Annotated in this window: 16 protein-coding genes and 2 pseudogenes; 8 read left to right on the top strand and 10 right to left on the bottom strand. The window is 62.0% G+C overall.

The genetic code is table 11. The annotated features are described in order from the left end of the window. Positions 1-11: 11 nt before the first annotated feature. Entirely contained in the window at positions 12-1,433 is a 1,422-nt protein-coding gene (locus tag A3AI_RS0137590; RefSeq protein ID WP_024520456.1) for a Spy/CpxP family protein refolding chaperone, read from the top strand. Positions 1,434-1,452: 19 nt separating this feature from the next. Here A3AI_RS0137590 and A3AI_RS0137595 read toward each other — a convergent pair whose 3' ends face one another. The 4 genes and pseudogenes from A3AI_RS0137595 to A3AI_RS0137620 form a co-directional block, all read right to left on the bottom strand. Continuing rightward, on the bottom strand, positions 1,453-3,159 hold the full coding sequence (locus A3AI_RS0137595) for a SulP family inorganic anion transporter (protein ID WP_024520457.1): 1,707 nt from the start codon (positions 3,157-3,159) through the stop codon (positions 1,453-1,455). A gap of 124 nt (positions 3,160-3,283) precedes the next feature. Then, a pseudogene (locus A3AI_RS45620) lies at positions 3,284-3,604 on the bottom strand (DUF2280 domain-containing protein); the annotation flags it as partial. A gap of 1,396 nt (positions 3,605-5,000) precedes the next feature. After that, positions 5,001-6,194 carry an ABC transporter substrate-binding protein gene (locus A3AI_RS0137615; RefSeq protein ID WP_024520459.1) on the bottom strand — a complete coding sequence of 398 codons (1,194 nt, stop codon included), beginning with the start codon at positions 6,192-6,194 and terminating at the stop codon, positions 5,001-5,003. 242 nt (positions 6,195-6,436) lie between these two features. Continuing rightward, a complete protein-coding gene (locus tag A3AI_RS0137620; RefSeq protein ID WP_024520460.1) occupies positions 6,437-7,309 on the bottom strand; it encodes an aldose 1-epimerase family protein in 873 nt (290 codons plus the stop codon). Between the two features lie 181 nt (positions 7,310-7,490). On the opposite strand from A3AI_RS0137620, the gene A3AI_RS0137625 reads away from it, so the two are divergent. The 3 genes from A3AI_RS0137625 to A3AI_RS0137640 all read left to right on the top strand — a co-directional run bounded on the left by A3AI_RS0137625 (position 7,491) and on the right by A3AI_RS0137640 (position 10,704). Next, positions 7,491-7,940 carry a type II 3-dehydroquinate dehydratase gene (locus A3AI_RS0137625; RefSeq protein ID WP_024520461.1) on the top strand — a complete coding sequence of 150 codons (450 nt, stop codon included), beginning with the start codon at positions 7,491-7,493 and terminating at the stop codon, positions 7,938-7,940. Positions 7,941-8,125: 185 nt separating this feature from the next. After that, complete coding sequence (locus A3AI_RS0137635; protein WP_024520462.1) at positions 8,126-9,853, top strand: FAD-dependent oxidoreductase; 1,728 nt, start codon at positions 8,126-8,128, stop codon at positions 9,851-9,853. 56 nt (positions 9,854-9,909) lie between these two features. Next, positions 9,910-10,704, top strand: coding sequence for a GntR family transcriptional regulator (locus tag A3AI_RS0137640; protein WP_036051203.1), 795 nt, complete (start codon positions 9,910-9,912; stop codon positions 10,702-10,704). A 182-nt stretch (positions 10,705-10,886) separates the two neighbouring features. Here the strand turns inward: A3AI_RS0137640 and A3AI_RS45625 are convergent, their stop codons facing one another. The 4 genes from A3AI_RS45625 to A3AI_RS48395 form a co-directional block, all read right to left on the bottom strand. After that, positions 10,887-11,885, bottom strand: coding sequence for an ABC transporter substrate-binding protein (locus tag A3AI_RS45625; RefSeq protein ID WP_084801175.1), 999 nt, complete (start codon positions 11,883-11,885; stop codon positions 10,887-10,889). Between the two features lie 138 nt (positions 11,886-12,023). After that, complete coding sequence (locus A3AI_RS0137650) at positions 12,024-12,383, bottom strand: hypothetical protein (protein ID WP_024520465.1); 360 nt, start codon at positions 12,381-12,383, stop codon at positions 12,024-12,026. A 229-nt stretch (positions 12,384-12,612) separates the two neighbouring features. After that, positions 12,613-13,059 (bottom strand): hypothetical protein, encoded by a 447-nt coding sequence (locus tag A3AI_RS0137660; protein WP_024520467.1) that lies wholly within the window; start codon positions 13,057-13,059, stop codon positions 12,613-12,615. Then, positions 13,053-13,448, bottom strand: coding sequence for a hypothetical protein (locus A3AI_RS48395; RefSeq protein WP_156928125.1), 396 nt, complete (start codon positions 13,446-13,448; stop codon positions 13,053-13,055). Before A3AI_RS48395 ends, A3AI_RS0137660 begins: the two co-directional genes overlap by 7 nt. A 367-nt stretch (positions 13,449-13,815) precedes the next feature. Here A3AI_RS48395 and A3AI_RS0137670 point away from each other — a divergent pair, with 367 nt between their 5' ends. From A3AI_RS0137670 to A3AI_RS0137680, 3 genes are all read left to right on the top strand, one after another. Beyond that, a complete protein-coding gene (locus A3AI_RS0137670; RefSeq protein WP_245287041.1) occupies positions 13,816-16,485 on the top strand; it encodes a PAS domain S-box protein in 2,670 nt (889 codons plus the stop codon). An 83-nt stretch (positions 16,486-16,568) separates the two neighbouring features. Then, positions 16,569-17,192, top strand: coding sequence for a response regulator transcription factor (locus tag A3AI_RS0137675; protein WP_051382699.1), 624 nt, complete (start codon positions 16,569-16,571; stop codon positions 17,190-17,192). 89 nt (positions 17,193-17,281) lie between these two features. Continuing rightward, a complete protein-coding gene (locus tag A3AI_RS0137680) occupies positions 17,282-17,656 on the top strand; it encodes a response regulator transcription factor (protein ID WP_024520471.1) in 375 nt (124 codons plus the stop codon). Between the two features lie 157 nt (positions 17,657-17,813). On the opposite strand, the gene A3AI_RS0137685 is transcribed toward A3AI_RS0137680, so the two are convergent. Further along, the gene (locus A3AI_RS0137685; protein WP_024520472.1) at positions 17,814-18,383 is read right to left on the bottom strand and encodes a LabA-like NYN domain-containing protein; all 570 of its coding nucleotides are present in this window, start codon (positions 18,381-18,383) and stop codon (positions 17,814-17,816) included. 629 nt (positions 18,384-19,012) lie between these two features. On the opposite strand from A3AI_RS0137685, the gene A3AI_RS44340 reads away from it, so the two are divergent. Continuing rightward, positions 19,013-19,249, top strand: coding sequence for a hypothetical protein (locus tag A3AI_RS44340; RefSeq protein ID WP_024520473.1), 237 nt, complete (start codon positions 19,013-19,015; stop codon positions 19,247-19,249). A 164-nt stretch (positions 19,250-19,413) separates the two neighbouring features. Here the strand turns inward: A3AI_RS44340 and A3AI_RS44345 are convergent. Continuing rightward, a pseudogene (locus A3AI_RS44345) lies at positions 19,414-19,674 on the bottom strand (IS481 family transposase); the annotation flags it as partial.

Consider the following 19,674-nt stretch of genomic DNA (forward strand, 5'->3'; position numbering starts at 1 on the left):
GAGGAATTGTGATGTCGAAATCCCGCTTCGTAATGGCCGTGCTGGCTCTCGCCATCGCCTTGTCCGGCGCAGCGCTCGCGCGGGGCGGTGGCGGAGGTCACGGCGGTGGCGGTGGCGGTGGAGGCCACGGCGGCGGCGGCCATGGGGGCGGCGGCCATTTCGGCGGCGGGCATTTTGGTGGCGGCCATTTTGGTGGAGGCCATTTTGGGGGCGGACATTTTGGCGGGGGCCATTTCGGCGGCGCTCATTTCGGTGGCGGCCATCACGGCGGCGCGCATTTCGCAGCCTCTCACGGATTTGCGCACGGATTCGCACATGGCGGCCGGTCCTTCGCCGGTCATGGCGGCGCGCATTTCAGTCAAATGCACAACGCCGCGATCCGGCCCGGACATGTCCGCGGCGCGATGACGTCGTTTGCCCATGCCGGCGCCTTGCGCGGCGGGCGCTTCCTCAGCAGTCCCCTCGCGCGCGGCCAGATCGTAGCGGCAGCGGCGCTTGCGGGATGGCATGGTGGTTCCTTCGGCAATGGCTGGTGGCAGCATGGCAACGGGTTCTATGGCTGGATCGGCCCGCTGTTCTGGCCTTTCGCCTATTTCGACATCTATGACTACACGATCTGGGGTGACGGGATCGGCTTCTGGGATTACGGCTATCCCGACATCTATGCAGGCATCTTCGCGCCGTACGGCTATGGCGATCTCGCCGGCTACATGGCGCAGCCGTCGCGTGGCAGGCGTTATGAGCGGGTGCCTTCGGTCGCGCAGTTCTGCGGCGACGACAGCCGCGAGATCGCGAGCCTTCCGATCGAGCAGATCCAGCAGGCTATCGAGCCCGACGACGCGCAGCGCGCGGCCCTCGATGAACTCGCCAACGCCTCGGTCCAGGCAGCGCAGGCGATCCGTGCCTCATGCCCGACGCAGGTCGCGTCCACGGCGCCGGGCCGGCTTGCCGCCATGCAGCAGCGCGTCGAGGCGATGATCTCGGCGGTCGGCATGGTGCGCCCGCCGCTCGATAAGTTCTACGGCATGCTCAATGACGAGCAGAAGGAGCGGTTCAATGCGCTGGCGGAGGAGCAGCGCAAGGCGCGCGCGTCGCGGGCGTCGCTGACGCAGGACTGTGGCAGCACGCAGCCGGCCGCGTTCCAATGGCCCGAGGGCGAGATCGAGGCGAGGGTACGTCCCTCCGACGCCCAGCGGGGTGCACTCGGGGGCCTGCAGGACGCGAGCGCCAAGGCTGCCGACATGCTGAAGACCGCATGCCAGCCGAATGATCCGCTTACGCCGCCGGCAAGGCTTGCGGCGGCTACCGCGCGCCTCGACACCATGCTGCAGGCTGTGAAGCTCGTGCGCCCGGCGCTTGACGGCTTTTACACAACGTTGAGCGACGAGCAGAGGGCACAGTTCGAGGCCATCGGACCTCGGCGAACGTCCTGATATCCCGCAGACCGGAGCATCACGAATAGCGCGTCGATGGGCCCGAAAGTGCGCGCACGGCTTCGTCGACGCTGTGGAAGACGTGGTCCCGCGCCAGGACACCGTAGAGTCCGAAGCGCTCGAAGGCGGCCTGAGCACGCAGCGATTCCAGGCGGGCCACCGCGACATTGATGCCCTGGTCGCGGCATTGCGTGAACAGCTCGAGCAGGAGCTGCGCGGCGGTGAAGTCGATTTCAGGCGTTGAGGCGGCCTCGATCACGAGCAGTTGCGGCTTTTTCTTCTGCAGCATCTGCAACAGGTCGGCGCGGAAACTCGAGGCATTGAGGAAGAAGAGCGGCGCCTGCAGACCGACCACGAGCACGCCGGGATCCCGCTCGCCGGAGATGTGCGGATGCGCCGGCCACCAGATCGTGGTTCCCGGCACGCGTTCGAACATCACAAGGCGGGCGCGCGTCGTGCTCCAGATGCCGTGCAGGAGCGACAGCACGATGCCGATCGCGACGCCTTCCTCGATCGGCAGCACGATGATTGCTGCCGCGGTCGCGAGGATCAGGGAAAATTCCGGCAGCGATTGCCGAAACACCATCGCGATCTGGTGGAAGCGGATGATGCGCAAGGCCACGAACAGCAGGACGCCGGCGAGTGCAGCGTCGGGCACGTGCTTGAGCAGTGTTCCGCCGAACGCCGACAGCGCCATCACGATGGCTGCGGCGGCAAGACCTGCCGCCTGCGTTTTGCCGCCGGTCTCCACGACGATGCCGGTGCGCGGCGGGCTGGCATCGACGGGAAAGGCGCCGAACAGGCCGGCAACCAGGCTCCCGGCGCCGACGCCCAGGAAATCACGGTCGACGTCGGCAGGCTTTCCCGGCTCGGACGGGAACGAGCGGGTGACGGCGGCGGTCTGCACCATCACCACAATGGCGATCAGCAGGCTCACCGGGATGAGCTTCGCCCATTGTTCGGCGCCGATATTTGGCACTGTCGGCGAAGGCAAGGTCGCCGGCACGCTGCCGACCACGCTGACGCCCTTGCCTTCCAGATTGGCTGCGATCACCGCAAGGGTTGCTCCGACCAGCCCGATCAGCGCGCCCGGAAGCCTGGCGCTCACCTTTTCCAAGCCCGCGACCACCGCCAGTACGCCAAGCCCGATTGCAACCGTGTATGCGTTGGCCTCACCCGCATGCCGGCCAAGCTCCCACATCCTCTGCAGCATCGGCCCGGCAGGCGTGGCCACGCCAAGCACCACGGGCATTTGCGAGACCAGGATGTGTACGGCGATGCCGGCGAGAAAGCCGACCATCACCGGGGTCGACAACAGATTGGCAATGCCGCCGAGGCGGAACAGGCCGCTCAGAATCAGGAGCAGGCCGACCAGAAACGAAAGCGCGATCGCCAGCGGCTGGTACTCGGGCGAGCCGGCGGCGGCAAGCAGCGCCAGTCCGCCGGCAAAGATCGGTGTAATGGTGGAGTCGGCGCCGCAGGACAGGAAGCGGTTGCCGCCGAGCAGCGCAAAGCCGAGCGATCCCGCAACGAAGGCGAGAAAGCCGAGCTGCGGCGGGAAGCCCCCGAGCCGGGACGTCGCCATCTGCTCCGGGATCGCGATCGCTGCCAGCGTGAGGCCGGCGATCAGGTCGCCGGGCAGATGGCCGAACTGGTAGCCGCGCAGCGAGCTGAACACCGGCCAGGATCTGTCGGATGATGCTGGTGCACCGTTTGGTCCGGTCACGCCTCGACTCCTTCTAACGCCATCGCGCGAGGAAAACCGATCGCAGCGTCCGCGGCAAGAGCTTACGCGCTGCCGCATTTTTGCGAGAGCGCAAGCCGTGGACCAAGCGATTCCGGCCGAGGGCCTATCGGCGATAGCCACCGCCTTCCATGCCGCCGCTGCGATGCAACAGTCTAGCAGGAGTGTTGAGGAAGTCGGTGGCGAAGCATTTCGTATCGTGATTCTCTAGGATCAGGATGGAGGCTGGAGTTCGCGTCGCCATGCGATCGAGCCGGCGCAACCGTACCGCCTTGTTCGCGATCGGGGTGGCGTCGAGATCCTTCAGGAACTTCTCTCGGGTCTTGGCGAACAGCGCCTTGAATTCGTCGCTCATCGCAACGCCATTCTTCGACGTCGCGTTATCGAAGTGGGCCCGCTGGTGGGTCACCTCGAGGCTGAACTCTTCCTTCCTGCTTTCACCACCTGCGACGGCGTGTCAAACTCCGCAAGCCGCCGGACGATAAGGCGCTTTACGATGAAAGGGAGTTCTTTGGACGTTGCCATAAGCGCACCGTCAAACGGACGCAGGATCATGCGTTCACAGATACACACAAGTGGATCTTATTTTACAAATGAAACCATTTTCGGCTTGTGGAGCGTTCGATCGCGGCACGATCATGCGTCCCATCGCAATGAGAGGCCAACATGTCAAATATTCCACCTCTTCGGCCGGCAGATCTCGCCACCGAGGCTTCCCAGAGGACCGAAACGCATGTTGGCTCATCGACTGACGAGCGAGCATTTGCCTCCACATTCGGACAGCTCGGACCTGAGGCGACGCCGCCGCATCGGGGTATCAGCGATTTGCCTACAGAGCTTTTACAACAGACTATGAGGGACATGCGGCCCCAAGACATGCGGCGCTTCAGTGAGACGAGCCAGCGTCATCGTGAGATCGTGCAAAATGACGCAACTCTCAGCGCGACGCTGGCGCACGCCCAATCAGCAAACAGAACGATGGGTAGGCTTAAAAGCGAGGGAAGACTTGATCCAACCAACCCGACATTTGCGGTGTCGCATATACGGCTTGGTCGAGACTTTCCGTTCATCGAAGAAGGGGAAGGCGATGATTTGATACGGGCTACTGTAAATATACCGGACGAGAGGCTTCGAAGCACCGCCATAGGAACCGCCGTGCGAAACTGGGCCGATTTATCGAGTTACCAGCGTGATACTCTCCTGAGCGGAGCCATAACAATCCGAGATCCACAACAACTTGCTGGGATACTGAAGGATATAGGACATAGCAATTTGCGGCTGCTAGACACGCGTCAGCAAACAATGTGGGTTACCGCCGTCTTACGCCTTCCATCACGACAGCGTCTCTCCGTAGTGAGCGAGTCTAATGCAAGTCAACTGAGCGATCAGTCTCATAGACTGCTTCGTGGCGATGTGGCGTCACTGCCCGCCTCTTTACAGAAAAATTTGGCTCTCCGAAAACTGGGACCTGCCCGTTAGCAGGGTGTTGAAGAGGTAGGTAGCGAAGCATCTCGTATTGTGATTCTCTAGGATGACGATTTGACTGGGGGAGACGATGCGGGGAAGTGAGAAATGGTCCGGCTGGCTTTTCAGTTAAGTGGACTTGGAGGCTCGAGTTCGCGTCGATCTGATCCGAGACGTGGCGAATGTGGCGCTGTGCGACCTTTCTGGGGAGTTCGGCAAGCTCTATACGGACTTCGTGCACGCCCTTGTCCGGGCAAAATGACCGGCGGCCCCGGTCATTTTGCATGATCGGTCCGGGCCCAAGCGGGAAACCAGATACCCATGCCGGCATCTCAAAGATTTGTCTGGTGCGATGTCGGTTATTTTTCGCCGAGCACGTCGCCGAATAGAGCCCACGATTTTCCGTCAAATCTCGCCATCTGGATTTGCCGGATCGGCGTAACGTTGCCAGGCTCGGTATAGGCCTTGATGCCCGGAAGCAGCATTGGCAATTCCAGCCCGTTCAGGTTCGTCGCCTGTTTGAGGATGTTCTCCCGACCGAGATCGTCTTTGCAATTTTTCAACACTTCGACCATCAGCTGCGCCACCGTATAGCCCTGTACATTGAACAGATCGCCGGGGTTGGCGTTCGGTTGATACTTCGTCATCCATGCCTGCCAGTCCTTCAACGCGGGATCGTTGGCCCAGCGGGCATCGTTCGGATCCTTCAGGTAAAGCCCGGTCACCACGCCGGCCGAGTTTTCCAAGCCGGCAGGCTCGAGCACAGCGGAGACCGAGTTCGAAACCGACGGCAGGATGATCAACGGCTTCCAGCCCATGCTGCCAGCTTTTCTCAGGGCCTGCGCAGCGAATTTGGGCGTGGCCTCGGCAAAGAAGACGTCGGCGCCCGACTCGCGCATCGTCACCATCTGGGAATCGATCGTCGGATCGGAGGTGAGATAGGTGGTCTCGGAGACGAGCTGGTCGATATGCTCGCCGAGGCCGGCCTTGAATCCCTTCAAGTAATCCTTGCCCGCATCCTCGTTCGGCGTGATCACCGCGATCTTCGCATTCGGCTTGGTCTTTAGTACGAATTGCGCGTAAAGGCGCCCCTCGAGCTCGTAGGTCGGATTGAAGCCGACGGTCCAAGGAAACTGCTTTGGATCATTCCACCGTGTCGCCCCTGACGACACGAAAAGCTGCGGGACGTGCTTGATGTTGAGATATTTTTGAACTGCGATGTTGGGGGCCGTGCCGACCGAGCTGAACAGCGCCAGCACTTCATCCTGTTCGACGAGCCTGCGGGTCTGCTCGACCGTCTTCGGTGGCGAATACGCATCGTCCAGACTCTGGAAATCGATCTTGCGACCGTTGATGCCGCCCTGGTCGTTGATCATTTGGAAGTACGCTGCTTCCGCTTTGGCGACCGTGCCATATGCCGAAGCCGGACCACTGTAGGGAGCGGTGTTGCCGAGCTTGATGGTGTTCTCCGCGGCTTCGGCCGGTCCATTGGCAATTGAAGCGAGCGCGACGCCGAGAAGCGAGCCGATCAGGAATTTGCGTTGAGTTGACAAGACAGGTTTCCTCTTTTTCTTGGTTTTGCGACCGCGCGCAAACTATTGAATTGAGGTTGGATGCGCAAACGAGACAATTTCGCTCGCCGGGAAATTGGCGCCGCCAGCCCCACGCTCATCGTGAAGCAGCCAAGCCAACTTGTGCATTGACTGCTTGAGCGGGAGCTCTCGTTGGACCACGCATCCTCGTCGGACATGTTCAGTCCGAATTCGCGCTCGACCGCGTGCCGGCGATGGCGTGATCAGCGAACGCTGATCCGATAACTCAACCGCTCGGTCTCGCCCGGCTTGATGTGCATGAGGCCGGGCTTGCCGGCAAACTCGCCGTCGAATCCTTGCGGGCTGGCAAACCCGCGCCACGGCTCGATGCAAAGAAACGGTGCGCCACCGGGTTTCGACCAGATACCGAGTTCCCGGAATGCGTTCCAGGAAATTTCGAGCGACGGCCCCTCGGTAGCAGCGTAACGCACGGATGTGCTCGCGGGCTTGTCGAGAATGATCGCGTCGTCGTCGAACAGCGTTTCCGACAGCGCAAGCTCGCCGCCTCGGATCGGGCTTGGCTCCGGCTGAGGGCGCAGCAAACCGTCTTTCAGCCGCCGGATCGGCGCCGGCTCGTTCCGCGAGAAACTGAGACGATAGCTCTCTTTGCTCACGCCCGGCAGCAAGGGCCAATTGAAGGCCGGGTGCCCGCCGATCGATGCGGGCAGCAACTCGCGGCCGGGATTGGCGATGTCAAAGGACACGTCGAGGTCGGCGCCATCAAGCGTGTAGGTCACGGTCAGACGAAATGCGAAAGGATAGCGCGTGCGGCTTTCCGCATTGTCGGTGAGGACGAGCCGGCACGTGGAGCGCCCGCGGTCGAGCCATTCGAATCTGCTGTCTCTGGCAAAGCCATGCTGCGTCATCGGATAGGACTTGCCGCGATGGTGCAGCGTATCGTTCTTCAGCTTGCCCACGATCGGAAACAACAGCGGCGCATGGCGCTTCCACGCGGGCCCCGCTCCCCACACAAACTCCAGACCTGCGGCGGTCTTCAGGGAGCACAATTCGGCGCCATGGGCGAGCACGGTCGCCGTCACGCCGTCGCCGTGGATGGTGTGCTGGTCTTCACTCATGAATGGACTTCCAGAAGCGGGAGGCAGAAGCCGATTCTTACTGCCTGTGGCGCCCGCAGTCAGCCTCCTCCCGAGAGCGTGCAATTCGACCAACAATCATCTGTTGATTTTGCATTTATATGATGTTTAGACATCCGTCATACAAAGCCCAGGCCCGTTGGCAGGGCGGGAGGAGATTTGGATGGCGGGAACGATCCTGGTCCTCAATGGACCCAACCTGAACCTGCTCGGCGTGCGCGAGCCCGAGATCTACGGGCGCGACACGCTCGAAGACATCAGGAAGCGATGTGTGGAGCAGGGGAAGAAGCACGGCCTTGAGATCGACTTCCGCCAATCAAACTCCGAGGCGACCCTGATTGACTGGCTGCACGAGGCGCGCGGGACCAAGATCGGCGTCGCCATCAATCCCGCCGGACTCTCGTTTCATTCGATCCCGCTGCTTGACGCGCTGAAGATGTTCGATGGGCCGAAGGTCGAGGTCCACATCACCAACATCCACAAGCGCGAGCCCATGTATCAGAAGTCGCTGATGTCACACGGCGTCACCGGCGTAATCGCGGGGCTCGGCGCCACAGGCTATGTGCTCGCCATCGATGCGCTCGCCGATCTGGCGAAGGCCGGCAAGGCCTGATCGCACACCATCAATCAACAATTCCAATCCGGGAGGGGGCCTGCGCGATCAGCAGGGTGCATCCGGACGAAGGATTGAAGCCGATCGTCGGCTACCTCGTTGCGCTTCTCATCGGATTGCTGCTGGTAGCGTTCGTGCCCTGGATTTCCATCGGGTTTTTGTAGACCGCAGCGAAGCGAGACCGGATGCCTGCACCCGACGATCGACGCTGGGACAGCGAGACGGACCTGCTTGTCGTCGGCGCCGGTGCTGCCGGCATGACGGCCGCGCTCGTCGCCGCACTTGAAGGATTGCGGGTCATCCTGTGTGAGAAATCCGACACGGTCGGTGGAACAACGGCAACGTCGGCGGGCTCGGTCTGGATTCCCGGCAGCCGTCAAAGCGAAGCGGCAGGCGTTGCTGATACGATCGAAGCGGCGAAAAGCTACCTCGCCGGCGTGCTGCGCGAGCCCGCATTCGATGATCGGCTATCGGCCTATCTTGCCTCGGGGCCGGCCGTTCTCGACTATCTCGAACAAAGGACCAGCGTGGTGTTCGCGCCGCCGCCTGTCCATCCGGACTACCGGAATCTCCCGGGCGCTGCGAAAGGCGGTCGCGCGCTTGCCGCAGTTCCGTTCGACGGCAGGCTGCTTGGTCCCGACTTCGACCGTGTGCGGCCGCCACGGCGCGAATTCATGGTGCTCGGCGGCATGATGGTCGGCAAGACTGATATTCCCGCACTGCTCGCGCCGTTCCGGTCGTGGGGCAACTTCAGGCATGCATTCGGCCTGCTGGCCAGGCAAGCGCGGGACCGGCTCAGCTATGCGCGCGGGACCCGCCTGATCATGGGCAATGCCTTGGTCGGACGACTGCTCCATGACTTGCGACAACGCGCCGTCGATATTCGCTATCGGACCGCCCTGAAGGACCTGGTTACGGTGGGAGACGAAATTGTTGGAGCCGTCCTGACCACGCCGACCGGCGAACTCGCGTTGCGCGCAAGAAAGGGCGTCGTGCTGGCGACCGGCGGGATAGGCTGGAGCAATGAGCTGCGTGAGCGGCTTCTTCCGGACAACGCCCGCCGTTATTCGCTTAGCCCCGAATCGAACACCGGCGACGGCATCCTCGCCGGCGAACGCGCATCCGCAGAGATCGAGTGCGAGCTGGAGAGCCCGGCGCTCTGGATGCCGAGCTCGATCATGACGCAGAGCGACGGTCATCTCTCGGTATTTCCACACATCATGCTCGATCGCGCCAAGCCGGGACTGCTGGCGGTGGATGCAAGCGGTCGGCGTTTCGTCAACGAGGCCGATTCCTATCATGATTTCGTGCAGGCCATGCTTCGATCGAACCGTTCGCCGGCCAGCGTACTGGCCTATCTCATCTGCGACCGAAGATTCATCCGGGACTATGGAATTGGCCTGGTTCATCCAGGGACGCGCGACCTCAGCCGCTTCGTCGAAGCCGGCTATCTCCACGAGGGCCGCAGCATCGCTGAGCTGGCTGCGAAGATCGGCGTGGACGGCGAGGCGCTGACGCATACGATCGAGCGGTATAACCGTTACGCCGAAACCGGAATCGATGAAGAGTTCGGCCGTGGAACGAGCGAGCTCAACCGCTTCAACGGCGATCCCGCAAACCGGCCCAATCCGTGCCTGCGCCGATTGGGGCCCGGCCCCTATTGCGCAGTCGCGGTCTGGCCCACGGATCTCGCAAGCAGCGCCGGCCTGCGGACTGACGCGCGCGGACGCGTTCTGCGGCCGGGCGATGGCGTGCTCAAGGGCCTCTACGCAGTGGGCACGGATGCCGCCTCGATCTTCAAGGGGACCTACCCGGGACCGGGGACGATGATCGGACCGGCCATCGTCTTCGCCTGGCGAGCGGCCATGGATGCCGCCGGCGTGCTGGACAACTTTTCCATGCCGTCGGATTGAGCGATGCGGGTAGTCTCAAACATGCTAGATTTCGCCCTGATGAGAGGCCCAACGTGCTGACGAAAGCCCAGACCACGGAGACCATCGGAGAATCAGCATATCGCCGGATTCGCTCCGACATCATATTCGGCGCTCTGGCTCCAGGCCAGAAGCTCAGGCTGGAGCGCGTCAGCGAAAGCTATGGCACTTCGATTCCGACGCTGCGCGAGCTGTTGAACCGGATGTGCGCAGAAGGGTTGATCGTGGCCGAGGGGCAGCGCGGCTTCGAGGTGGCGCCGGTATCGGCCGAGGACTTCCGCCAGGTTGCTGAGCTCCGCCTCCTGCTCGAGAATCATGCGCTGGAGCAGTCTTTCATCGCGGGTGATCTCGATTGGGAAGGCCGCGTGGTTTCCGCGCACCACAAGCTGGGGGTCATGGAAAAACGCATGCTGGAGGGGCATCGCCAGGACCAGGAATTGTGGAAGCAGTGCGACTGGGACTTTCACCACTCCCTGATCTCGGCGTGCGGGTCGGACGTGCTTCTCGCCGCGCATGCCGCGGCCTATGATCGCTACCTTCGCTATCAGATGATCGCCGTGGTGTTTCGCGGCGAGATCGCGTCGCGCGAGCATCAGGCTCTGCTGGAGAGCGCGCTTGTCCGCGACTGGAAGCGCGCGCAATCGATCATGGTCTCGCACATCCGAGGTTGCGTCGAACATGCGCTGAAGGAAGACAGCGCCGGTCTCCTCAGCGCTGCCGCGAAGCCGCGGACCACGATTGCGAAAACTGCGCCCGATCCGCGGTCCGGTGGCAAGGCCGCAAGAGCGTCTGCGAAAACGAAGACGCTGACGTCGCGCAAGGCTAAGGCCTGATTGCGCGCCCTGAATGAGGCCGCGATCCCAGGGCGGCTCGGGCGCAAATTCGTTGGCCAGAAAATCGATGAAGGCGCCCGCCGCAAGCAGCGCAGCACCATTGTTGGCGCGCAAATTTCCGGAGATCGGAACGCTGATCTCCGAGCGGGGACCCATCAGCCAGCGATGGCCAATAAGCGACATCACTCGATCACCTCGTCGGCACGGGCGAGCAGCATCGCTGGCATCTCGAAGCCAAGCGCTTTCGCAACCTTGAGATTGATGACCAGCTCGAATTTGGTCTGCTGATAGAAAGGAATATCCCCCGGATTGGCACCTGTAAGGATTTTATCGACGAGGTTGGCAAGGCGGCGAGAAGTGTCCGCTAGGTCGCTCGAATAAGCCATCAGTCCGCCGGCTTCAACATAATCGCGGAACGGATACATTGCAGGAATTCGGTGTTTCGCGGCCAATTCGACAATCATCTCACGATTGATGGCGTTCTCGGGTTCATCAGACACCATGAACGCGTCCGCTCGATCTTGTTCCATTGATCTAAAGACGCGTTGGTACTCTGCCTTTTCAAAAGTGCTCAGCATAGTCGGCGACAACGAAATGCCTGCCCGTTTGGCTGCCTCGCGCACTGTCGCGCCTCGTGGATCTTCCCAGAACGGATGCGATCCTAGGTAACTGACGTTGGCCAGTTTTGGCATCGCCTCGACCAGCAGCCCGATACGCTTTCCGATGATTTCCAATCCCCCAGCGATAGCAATGCCTGTGATATTGCCGCCTGGCCGTGCGATGCTTGCCACAAGTCCGAGGGCGATCGGATCGATGATCATCGTCACAAGCGGGATCGTTGTCGTCGCCATTTTGAAATCCAACGATAGACGAGCGCCCACCGTTAAAATTAGGTCGGGATGCGTGTTGACGACATCGCGGGCAAGTTCGGCATAGTGTTCGGTTCGCCCTTCACCTGAGTACCGGTCCACCCCGAGGTTGTGGCCCTCGATGTAGCCAAGGCGATTTAGCTCCTCGAAAAAAGCTCGGTAAAAGGGCGGACCCCTCACGCTTATTCGGTTGATGTCGCCTGCCGAGTGAACGAAAGCGATCCGCTTCATCTTCGCCGGTTGCTGCGCCCGGGCCGCGAGTGGCCACGTAGGTGCAGTACCAAGTGCTGTGATGAAATCGCGCCGTCTCATGTATCCCTCTGAGGGAAAGGCTCATCGACGCCTCGAGCCTAACACTTTGCGACGGGACGGTGGGTGGGTAAAAAGGGTAGCCAATCGATCCCAGCCGCTGCGACCCGTGCGTTCGGGGCGGTCGCTGCGCGCAAGTCGTCAGTCGCGGCCCGAGAACGGCCCAAAGCTTTCCGTCGCCATCAATTCGCTGACGCGCAGTGCCGCCTTGGAAAGTGAGATCGCATACCAGCAGGTGGCGGCGGCGAACGTCGTCATCAGCTCGCAGGAGGCGACGTAGGGCGTCGTCGACCAGGTCGCCGCTTGCAAGCGGTCGCCGTGTTCAGCGCTCAACCAGGGCATGAACAGACTATTGGTCTGGTAGCGCAAGTAGCAATCATGGCCGCAATATTGCCGCTGCGACGATACTTCGCGCAGATAACCCGTGCCGAGCGGTCGGGCACATTCGGTGCAGGCCGAGATCTGGAGCGGGCTCCTGTGGTTCACCAATATGAACTTCATGGCGGAAGCCAGTCACTTTCAATGGGCGGAAGCACCGTTCATGATGCTTTCGCGCACTCCTCAAATATCACAAGGGAGGCGCTGCCGCTGTGAAATCGGTAACAATTGGTATTGCAGTAGCAGAATCGGGTCCGAATGTCCCGCACATAGCCGTCATGGCCTATTCGCTCGCAGCAAAGCCCACAGAAACTTTCGCGGAATGGTGTCCTGCCATTGACCAGCACGAAGTTCATGTCGCGCCTCCCAGGGCGAAGCAATAGACCGTATCGGATGGCGAGGTGAGGCTGGGCGGCGGCGCGCAGAGATGGTTTCTGCCGTCGGGATTGTCCCTGTTCCGCTCCACCTTCTGCGGCGGCACGAGGATGAACTTGCCGTCCTCGCGGCGCTTCGCATAGAGCCGGCCGTCGACATATTCGATGTCGGTCGGGTAGCAATCCGCATTGTTGCAGCAGCTCACAGCCGGATTGTCGGGCATGCGCCAGGTCGAATAGAATTTCTCGTGCAGCGCCTGGTCCTGCGGCGGATGGTGCCGTTCGGCGTGGCCTGGCTCGTCAGCGGGCAGGAAAGCCTCCTGCGCCGGTGCGGGAATGGCAAGCAGGCAGATGAGCCCGACGAGCAGCACGATCAGCACCAGCAGGCAATCCTGCAGCAAATGTTTGCGCCGCTGGTTCAGCAAACCGTCTCCCGATCGATGAAGGCCCGCGGCAGGGAGAATTGATCGGCATCGCGTTCGCCGATGTTGTCAGGCGACGCGAACGCGCCACAGCCATCTGGTGTCGTTGTCGCGCCGCGCCTTGAAGTGGTCGACGCATTTTCTGGAACAGAGCGGGGTCCGCGAGCAATAATAGCGGACAAGGCCGAATTTTCCGTCGCAAATGGCGCAACGCTTGGCGCGGCTGCGCTGGAGCTGTCGATCTCTGTCAAGCATGTCCGTTTCCACCTGATCGCCCATGGATATTGCTCGTCGTCGCACGTCGCGCATGCATAGAGCGCGGCTTCGGGGTCGTAGTGATGCGCCAGGTCGCGCGGCGTATACGGGCACCGGGCGCAGAGCTTTACTCTCATGTGCCGCCTCCCAAAGCCGCGGGCGGAATGGGCCGGCGGACCTTCGTCCCGGGACGCTGCTGCAGGATCTAAGCGCAACCACCCTGCAACGCCGCTTCCCGATCGCGTATGAGGCTACGGCGCTGCGTAGGTCGGTTCAATTGTACGGAGGTAAGCGGGAGATATCGAAAGGGTTTGCAGTCCTATACCAAGGTTTGTGCACCTGCTCTGTATTCCCTCGGGTACCGGCGGTAAGCACCTACGCAAAACATCGGACATGCCGACGCGCTGGTTGGATCCCGATCAGTCTCCAACCACTTTTGAACGAATTGCCGATTTTTTGCGCAAGTGCTCTAATCTGGAGCGGGTGGGCCGGAACGGTCTGAGCATGCAGCAAAACCAGACCATGGGCGTCAGAGGTTTGGCCGCGCAACTCGTTCTCGGCGGCCTTGCGCTGGCCCTGGTGATCCTGACTCTCGCCCGCTTGCATGCTGACCTCGCTACCGCCGCGTTCGCCTGCCTTATCGTGCTACTCCTGCTTTCGCTGATGGGCAGCTTCGTTGCGACGGTGCTGCTGTCCCTGCTCGCGGTGGCGGGCCTCGACTATTTCTTTGCACCGCCGGTGTTTCACGTCGCGGTCGATAACCCGCACCACCTCTTCGTGCTGGCCGCCTTCTTCCTAACGGCACTGGTTGCGGCGCGCCTGATCGGACATGTCCGCCGGGAAAGGGAGATCGCGCGTGCGGCAGAAGCCGATTTCAAGCGCCGTTACATCGCCCTGCAGGAGAGCGATCAGCAATGGCGGGCGGTTTTCGAGCACAATCCGGTCATGTATTTCATGGTCGACGCCGAAGGCCTGGTGCTGAACGTCAACACCTTCGGCGCCACGCAACTCGGCTACACGGTCCAGGATCTCGTCGGTCAGTCGGTGCTCAGGGTGTTTCTGCCGGGCGAGCACGACCTCGTTCGCAAGTGCCTCGCCGTCTGCCTGGAAAGTCTCGGACAATCTCACACATGGGAAATCCAGAAGATCAGGCCCGATGGCTCGTTATTGTGGGTGCGTGAGAACGCCAAGGCCATGCGGCGCTCGGACGGCCGTCTGGTCGTGCTGATCGCCTGCGAAGACATCACCGAGCGCAAGGCGACAGAGGGTGCCCTGCAGCGGAGCGAGGTCCTTCTTGCCCAGGCGCAGGAACTGAGCCGGACGGGCAGCTTCGGCTGGAATATCGCTACCGGCGAAATCTACTGGTCGAGGGAGACGTTCCGGATATTCGCCTACGATCCGGCGACGCCGCCGAGCACGAAGCTCGTCGTCGAGCGCACGCACCCCGAGGATCGCGCCGACGTGCGGGCTGTGATCGTGCGCGCCACGCGGGAGCATAGCGATTTCGAGCACGAATACCGGCTGCTGTTGCCGGACGGGAAGGTGAAGCACGTCCACGCGCTGGCGCGCGCCGCAATCAACGGAGCCGGTCATCTCGAATTCGTCGGCGCCGTGACCGATATCACGGTCGCCAAGGAAGCGGAGCAGAAGCTGCGCCGAAGCGAAGCCTATCTCGCCGAAGCGCAGCGCCTGAGCCATACCTCGAGCTGGGCATGGGATGTGCGCCGCCGCGACTTCATCTACCGCTCGGCCGAATTCTTCCGCCTGTTCGGTTTCGATCCGGACGAAAACGTGCCGGCGCAAGCGATCCAGGATCGCATTCCGCCGGAGGACCTCGAGCTGCAAACCGAGGTGATCCGCCGCGCCGTGAAGCAGAAGGACGGCGAGATCGAATTCGATTTCCGCATTGCTCTTCCGGACGGCTCGGTCAAGCGCGTGCATTCGCTGACGCATCCCGTGCTGGATTCCGATGGCGAGGTCTGCGAGCTCATCGGCACGCATATGGACGTCACCGAGCAATATGTCGCCCGGGAGAAGCTCGAGCAGACGCTGGTTGCGCTGCGTGAGAGCGAGCAGCGATTCCGCGACTATGCCGAGACGGCCTCCGACTGGCTGTGGGAAACCGGCCCCGACCATCGGGTCACGCAGCTCTCGGAACACACGCGGAACTCCGGTGTTCTGGCAGCCAGCGTGCTCGGCCGGATGCGCTGGGAGCTCGCGACCGATGCGGAAGCCGAGAAATGGCGCGAGCATCGCGCAACCCTCGACGCTCATCTTCCGTTCCGCGATCTGGTGTACCGAACGCAGAGCAGCGTGGGCGCGCCCATCTATGTGCGGACCAGCGGCAAACCGTTCTTCGATGCTACCGGAAAGTTCCTCGGCTATCGCGGTGTCTCGACCGACCTTACCGCGGTCATCCGCGCCGACCAGGCCGAGCAGGCGCTGCGCAAGGCGCAGGCCGAGCTTGCGCATGTGACGCGGGTCACGACGCTCGGCGAACTGACCGCCTCCATCGCGCACGAGATCAATCAGCCGCTTGCGGCGGTGATCGCCAATGCGGAGGCGTGCCTGGGCTGGCTCGGCCGCAGCCCGCCCAATCTTGCCGCTGCGCGCCGCTCGGTGGAATGGATCGTCGACGACGCAAATCGCGCAAGCGAGGTGATCCGGCGGGTCCGGGCGCTGGCGAGCAAGACCGATACCGAGAAGGCGTTGCTCGACATCAACGCGCTCGTGCGGGAGGCGATGGCGCTGGTGCAGCGCGAGCTTGCGAAAAACGAGGTTTCATTGCGGATGGAGCTGGCACCTCGCCTGCCCAGCATCTACGGTGACCGGGTCCAGCTGCAGCAGGTGATCATCAATCTCGTCATGAATGGGATCGAAGCGATGCAATCCGTCAAGGAGCGGCCGCGCCGGCTCGCGATCCGCTCCGGCCAGGATGATCTGGGCCGGGTGTATCTGAGGGTAGCCGATACCGGCACCGGGATTTGCGAAGCCGATGCTGAGCGCATCTTCACGCCGTTCTTCACCACCAAGTCCAGCGGCCTGGGCATGGGGCTTGCAATTTGCCGCTCGATCGTGGAGGCGCACGCGGGACGCCTGTCGGTGGTCCGCAACGAGGAGGGCGGCGCGACGTTTCAATTCGTGCTGCCGCTGCATCAAGAGGATGCGGCGTGAACGATCGGCCCAAACCAGGCGGTGATACGTCGGCCCACAAGGAGCCGGCCAACAACGCAGGCGATCAGCCGGCCGCGGAGCCGATGGTCTTTGTCATCGACGACGACATCTCCGTGCGCCGGGCGCTCATTAATCTGTTCGAGTCGGTCGGCCTCAAGGTCGAGGCGTTCGGCTCGGCGCCGGATCTGATGAAGACGCGGCTTCCGGAGGTCGCAAGCTGCCTGGTGCTCGACATCCGCCTGCCCGGACTGAGCGGGCTCGACCTGCAGGCCGAGCTTGCGAAGGCCAACGTTCACATCCCCATCATCTTCATTACCGGGCATGGCGACATTCCGATGACGGTGCGCGCGATGAAGGGCGGGGCCGTCGATTTTCTCACCAAGCCGTTCCGCGACCAGGACCTGCTCGACGCCGTGCGGACCGCGATCGAGCGGGACCGCAAACGGCGCGAGGTCGAGAAGACCGTGTCAGGCCTGCAGGCCCTGTTCGAGACGCTGAGTCCGCGGGAGCGCGAGGTGCTGGCGTTCGTGGCATCTGGATTGATGAACAAGCAGATCGCGGCCGAGCTCGGGCTTGCCGAAATCACCGTCAAGATCTACCGCGGGCATATCATGAAGAAGATGCACGCGAAGTCGCTCGCCGAGCTGATCAGGATGACCGAGGCGCTCGGCATCCGCCCGCAACGCCCGTCCGGCGTACAAACCTAAGTATGATTTTACAATCACGGCGCGTGAGCCCACTTTTTGCCTGGGCGACCATGCTTGTGAGGGCGCCTTCCCGCCCCAGGAGGGTCGTTTTGCCTGCGCCTTCGGTCATCTCGGTCATTGACGACGACGCGTCGGTCCGCGTCGCGACCAATAACTTTTTGCTGTCGCGCGGCTATGTCGTTCACACCTTTGCCTCGGCCGAGGAGTTCCTGGCCTCAAGCCATCTCGATGAGACGAATTGCGTGATCGCCGACGTGCAGATGGCGACGATGAGCGGCCTCGATCTGCTTGCGAGCGTGCGCGCGCGCGGCTACCGGGCACCGTTCATTTTCATTACGGCGTTTCCAGACGAGGGCGTTCGCGCCCGCGCCATGAAGGCCGGCGCCGTCGGCTTCCTCGCCAAGCCTTTCGCGGCACCACACCTGATCGAGTGCCTCGACACCGCGCTGCGCACGCGCGGCTAGAGCATTTCCGGTTCTGATTGAATCAGAACCGGAGCTCTAGATTCTTGTTTTGACGCGTTTTCTTCACGCGAACCGGTCCCCACTTCGCTCGAAAACACTCTAGCCGTACGCTTTCTTCACCTTGCCGAATGGCAGAGCTGAAGCACCGCCAGCCTGGTTACAGCGGCGCCTGCGTGCGCGATTCGCGCGCGGCCATGCGCTCGGGCAGCTCGCGGGCGACCTTGGGCCGCAACTCCACGAGATCGATGAAGACATCCGCCTGGCGCCGCAGCTCGTCGGCGACCATCGGCGGCTGGCTGGAAATCGTCGATACGACGGTAACGCGCACGCCACGGCGCTGGACGGCTTCCACCACCGGGCGGAAATCGCCGTCGCCGGAGAACAGCACCATCTGGTCGATGTGCTCGGCGAGCTCCAAGGCATCGACCGCGAGTTCGACATCCATGGAGCCCTTCACCTTGCGGCGGCCGTTGGCGTCAATGAACTCCTTGGTCGCCTTGGTGACGACGGTGTAGCCATTGTAGTCGAGCCAGTCGACCAAGGGGCGGATCGAGGAATATTCCTGATCCTCGATGATCGCGGTGTAGTAGAACGCGCGTAGCAGGTTGCCGCGGGTCTGGAATTCCTTCAGCAGGCGCTTGTAATCGACATCGAAGCCGAGTGTCTTGGTCGTGGCGTAGAGATTGGCGCCGTCGATGAACAGCGCGATGTTCGGAGAGACCGTCATTGAGGCAATCACCTCTCGGGCTGGATATCGAAGCAGGGCCAGATCTTTCAAAATCCCATCGCGCGGCGTGCGAACGTCTGTTGCCTGCAATCAGCTTTGCTCAATTGCGCAAAAGGTTAGGTGCACGTGGTTAATGTCTCAATTGTACCGAGGTAAGCGGCCGATATGGAAAGGTATGCGGGACCTATACCTAGGTTTATCGGGGTCCGTAGCCTTACGGGTTCTGCGGCAGTGACGGCTGATCCGAGACATCAGGCGTCGCAATGGCGGACATGTGATGTCGTCGATAAGCACTGGTGGTTATAAAAGCCGCACCAAAAGGCCGCGCGCTCAACATGAGATGATGAATGTAAGCCATGCTGCTTTATTTCGAGCTATCGGAAATCAGCAAGTCGCCGCGGGCCGCGAGCGGTCACGCCGCTCCCGATACCGCAGGACATTTTTGGAATGAAACGTCTGGGAGCCGGGGCACTTTTGATACCCCGCCAAATCGCGGTGCATCTAAGTCGCCGATCGCGGTCTGACGGAAGCCGTATTCACTTCTGGACCGTGCTCGGACTTCAAGTCTGCATCAGTTCTGTACGCATCACGCCGCCGGGCGTAAGCTTTGCGGCATTCGAGGACAAGCCATGAGCGACTTCGACGAACGTACCCAGGCCAACATGGACGTTGTGCTTGACGAGGTCTGCGCCGTCCTGCCGAGCGGCGGTGACCATGAGAGCCGCAGGTTCATCGCCGAGCAGCTGATCCTGGCCGCGCGTGCCGGAAAGACGTCGCTGGGCGAGCTGACCTATATGGGCCGAAGGGCGCTGGTTCATCTCCAGCAGAGGTCGGCGGCTTCGGGCGACACGTCCCATTGCGGTTGATCGCGCTTCGCCGCCAGAGCGTCGCACACCTGTTTCGATGGATGCCGTTGAGGTGATCGTCACCTCGGCCTCGATGCGCCGCATATGCGGTGCGTCGAGTATTCCGGAGGCTCACCAGCGACGACTCCGGCGTCTCTGGAATACTGGATCGTTTGGTCAGGTGTTCAGCCCGGGGACATGACCGACGGGTGTTCGGGGACATAGCCGACACTTTTTCCGCTCGCCAAGTCGATGATAGCGACTTGGTGTGCGGCAAAGAAGACCCCGTATTGCGCACCGTTTGCCAATGGGCGAATGGCAAGGCGCTCACCGCGGAAAGCCTGCGGGACTTTCCAAAGACGTCCCTTGAAGCTGACATAGGCTTTGGTCGTGGAGACACGGCGCACGATCTCGTGGCTGTCGTATTCGACCTTCGGCAATCGATC

Source organism: Bradyrhizobium sp. Tv2a-2, from assembly GCF_000472425.1.
Lineage (GTDB): Bacteria > Pseudomonadota > Alphaproteobacteria > Rhizobiales > Xanthobacteraceae > Bradyrhizobium.

What these genes read in the sequence shown, in the direction of transcription:
- A3AI_RS0137590 (WP_024520456.1), top strand. Translation starts at nt 12, where the DNA reads ATGTCGAAATCCCGCTTCGTAATGGCCGTGCTGGCTCTCGCCATCGCC.
- A3AI_RS0137620 (WP_024520460.1), bottom strand. Translation starts at nt 7,309, where the DNA reads ATGAGTGAAGACCAGCACACCATCCACGGCGACGGCGTGACGGCGACC.
- A3AI_RS0137625 (WP_024520461.1), top strand. Translation starts at nt 7,491, where the DNA reads ATGGCGGGAACGATCCTGGTCCTCAATGGACCCAACCTGAACCTGCTC.
- A3AI_RS0137635 (WP_024520462.1), top strand. Translation starts at nt 8,126, where the DNA reads ATGCCTGCACCCGACGATCGACGCTGGGACAGCGAGACGGACCTGCTT.
- A3AI_RS45625 (WP_084801175.1), bottom strand. Translation starts at nt 11,885, where the DNA reads ATGAGACGGCGCGATTTCATCACAGCACTTGGTACTGCACCTACGTGG.
- A3AI_RS0137650 (WP_024520465.1), bottom strand. Translation starts at nt 12,383, where the DNA reads ATGAAGTTCATATTGGTGAACCACAGGAGCCCGCTCCAGATCTCGGCC.
- A3AI_RS48395 (WP_156928125.1), bottom strand. Translation starts at nt 13,448, where the DNA reads ATGAGAGTAAAGCTCTGCGCCCGGTGCCCGTATACGCCGCGCGACCTG.
- A3AI_RS0137670 (WP_245287041.1), top strand. Translation starts at nt 13,816, where the DNA reads ATGCAGCAAAACCAGACCATGGGCGTCAGAGGTTTGGCCGCGCAACTC.
- A3AI_RS0137675 (WP_051382699.1), top strand. Translation starts at nt 16,569, where the DNA reads ATGGTCTTTGTCATCGACGACGACATCTCCGTGCGCCGGGCGCTCATT.
- A3AI_RS0137685 (WP_024520472.1), bottom strand. Translation starts at nt 18,383, where the DNA reads ATGACGGTCTCTCCGAACATCGCGCTGTTCATCGACGGCGCCAATCTC.
- A3AI_RS44340 (WP_024520473.1), top strand. Translation starts at nt 19,013, where the DNA reads ATGAGCGACTTCGACGAACGTACCCAGGCCAACATGGACGTTGTGCTT.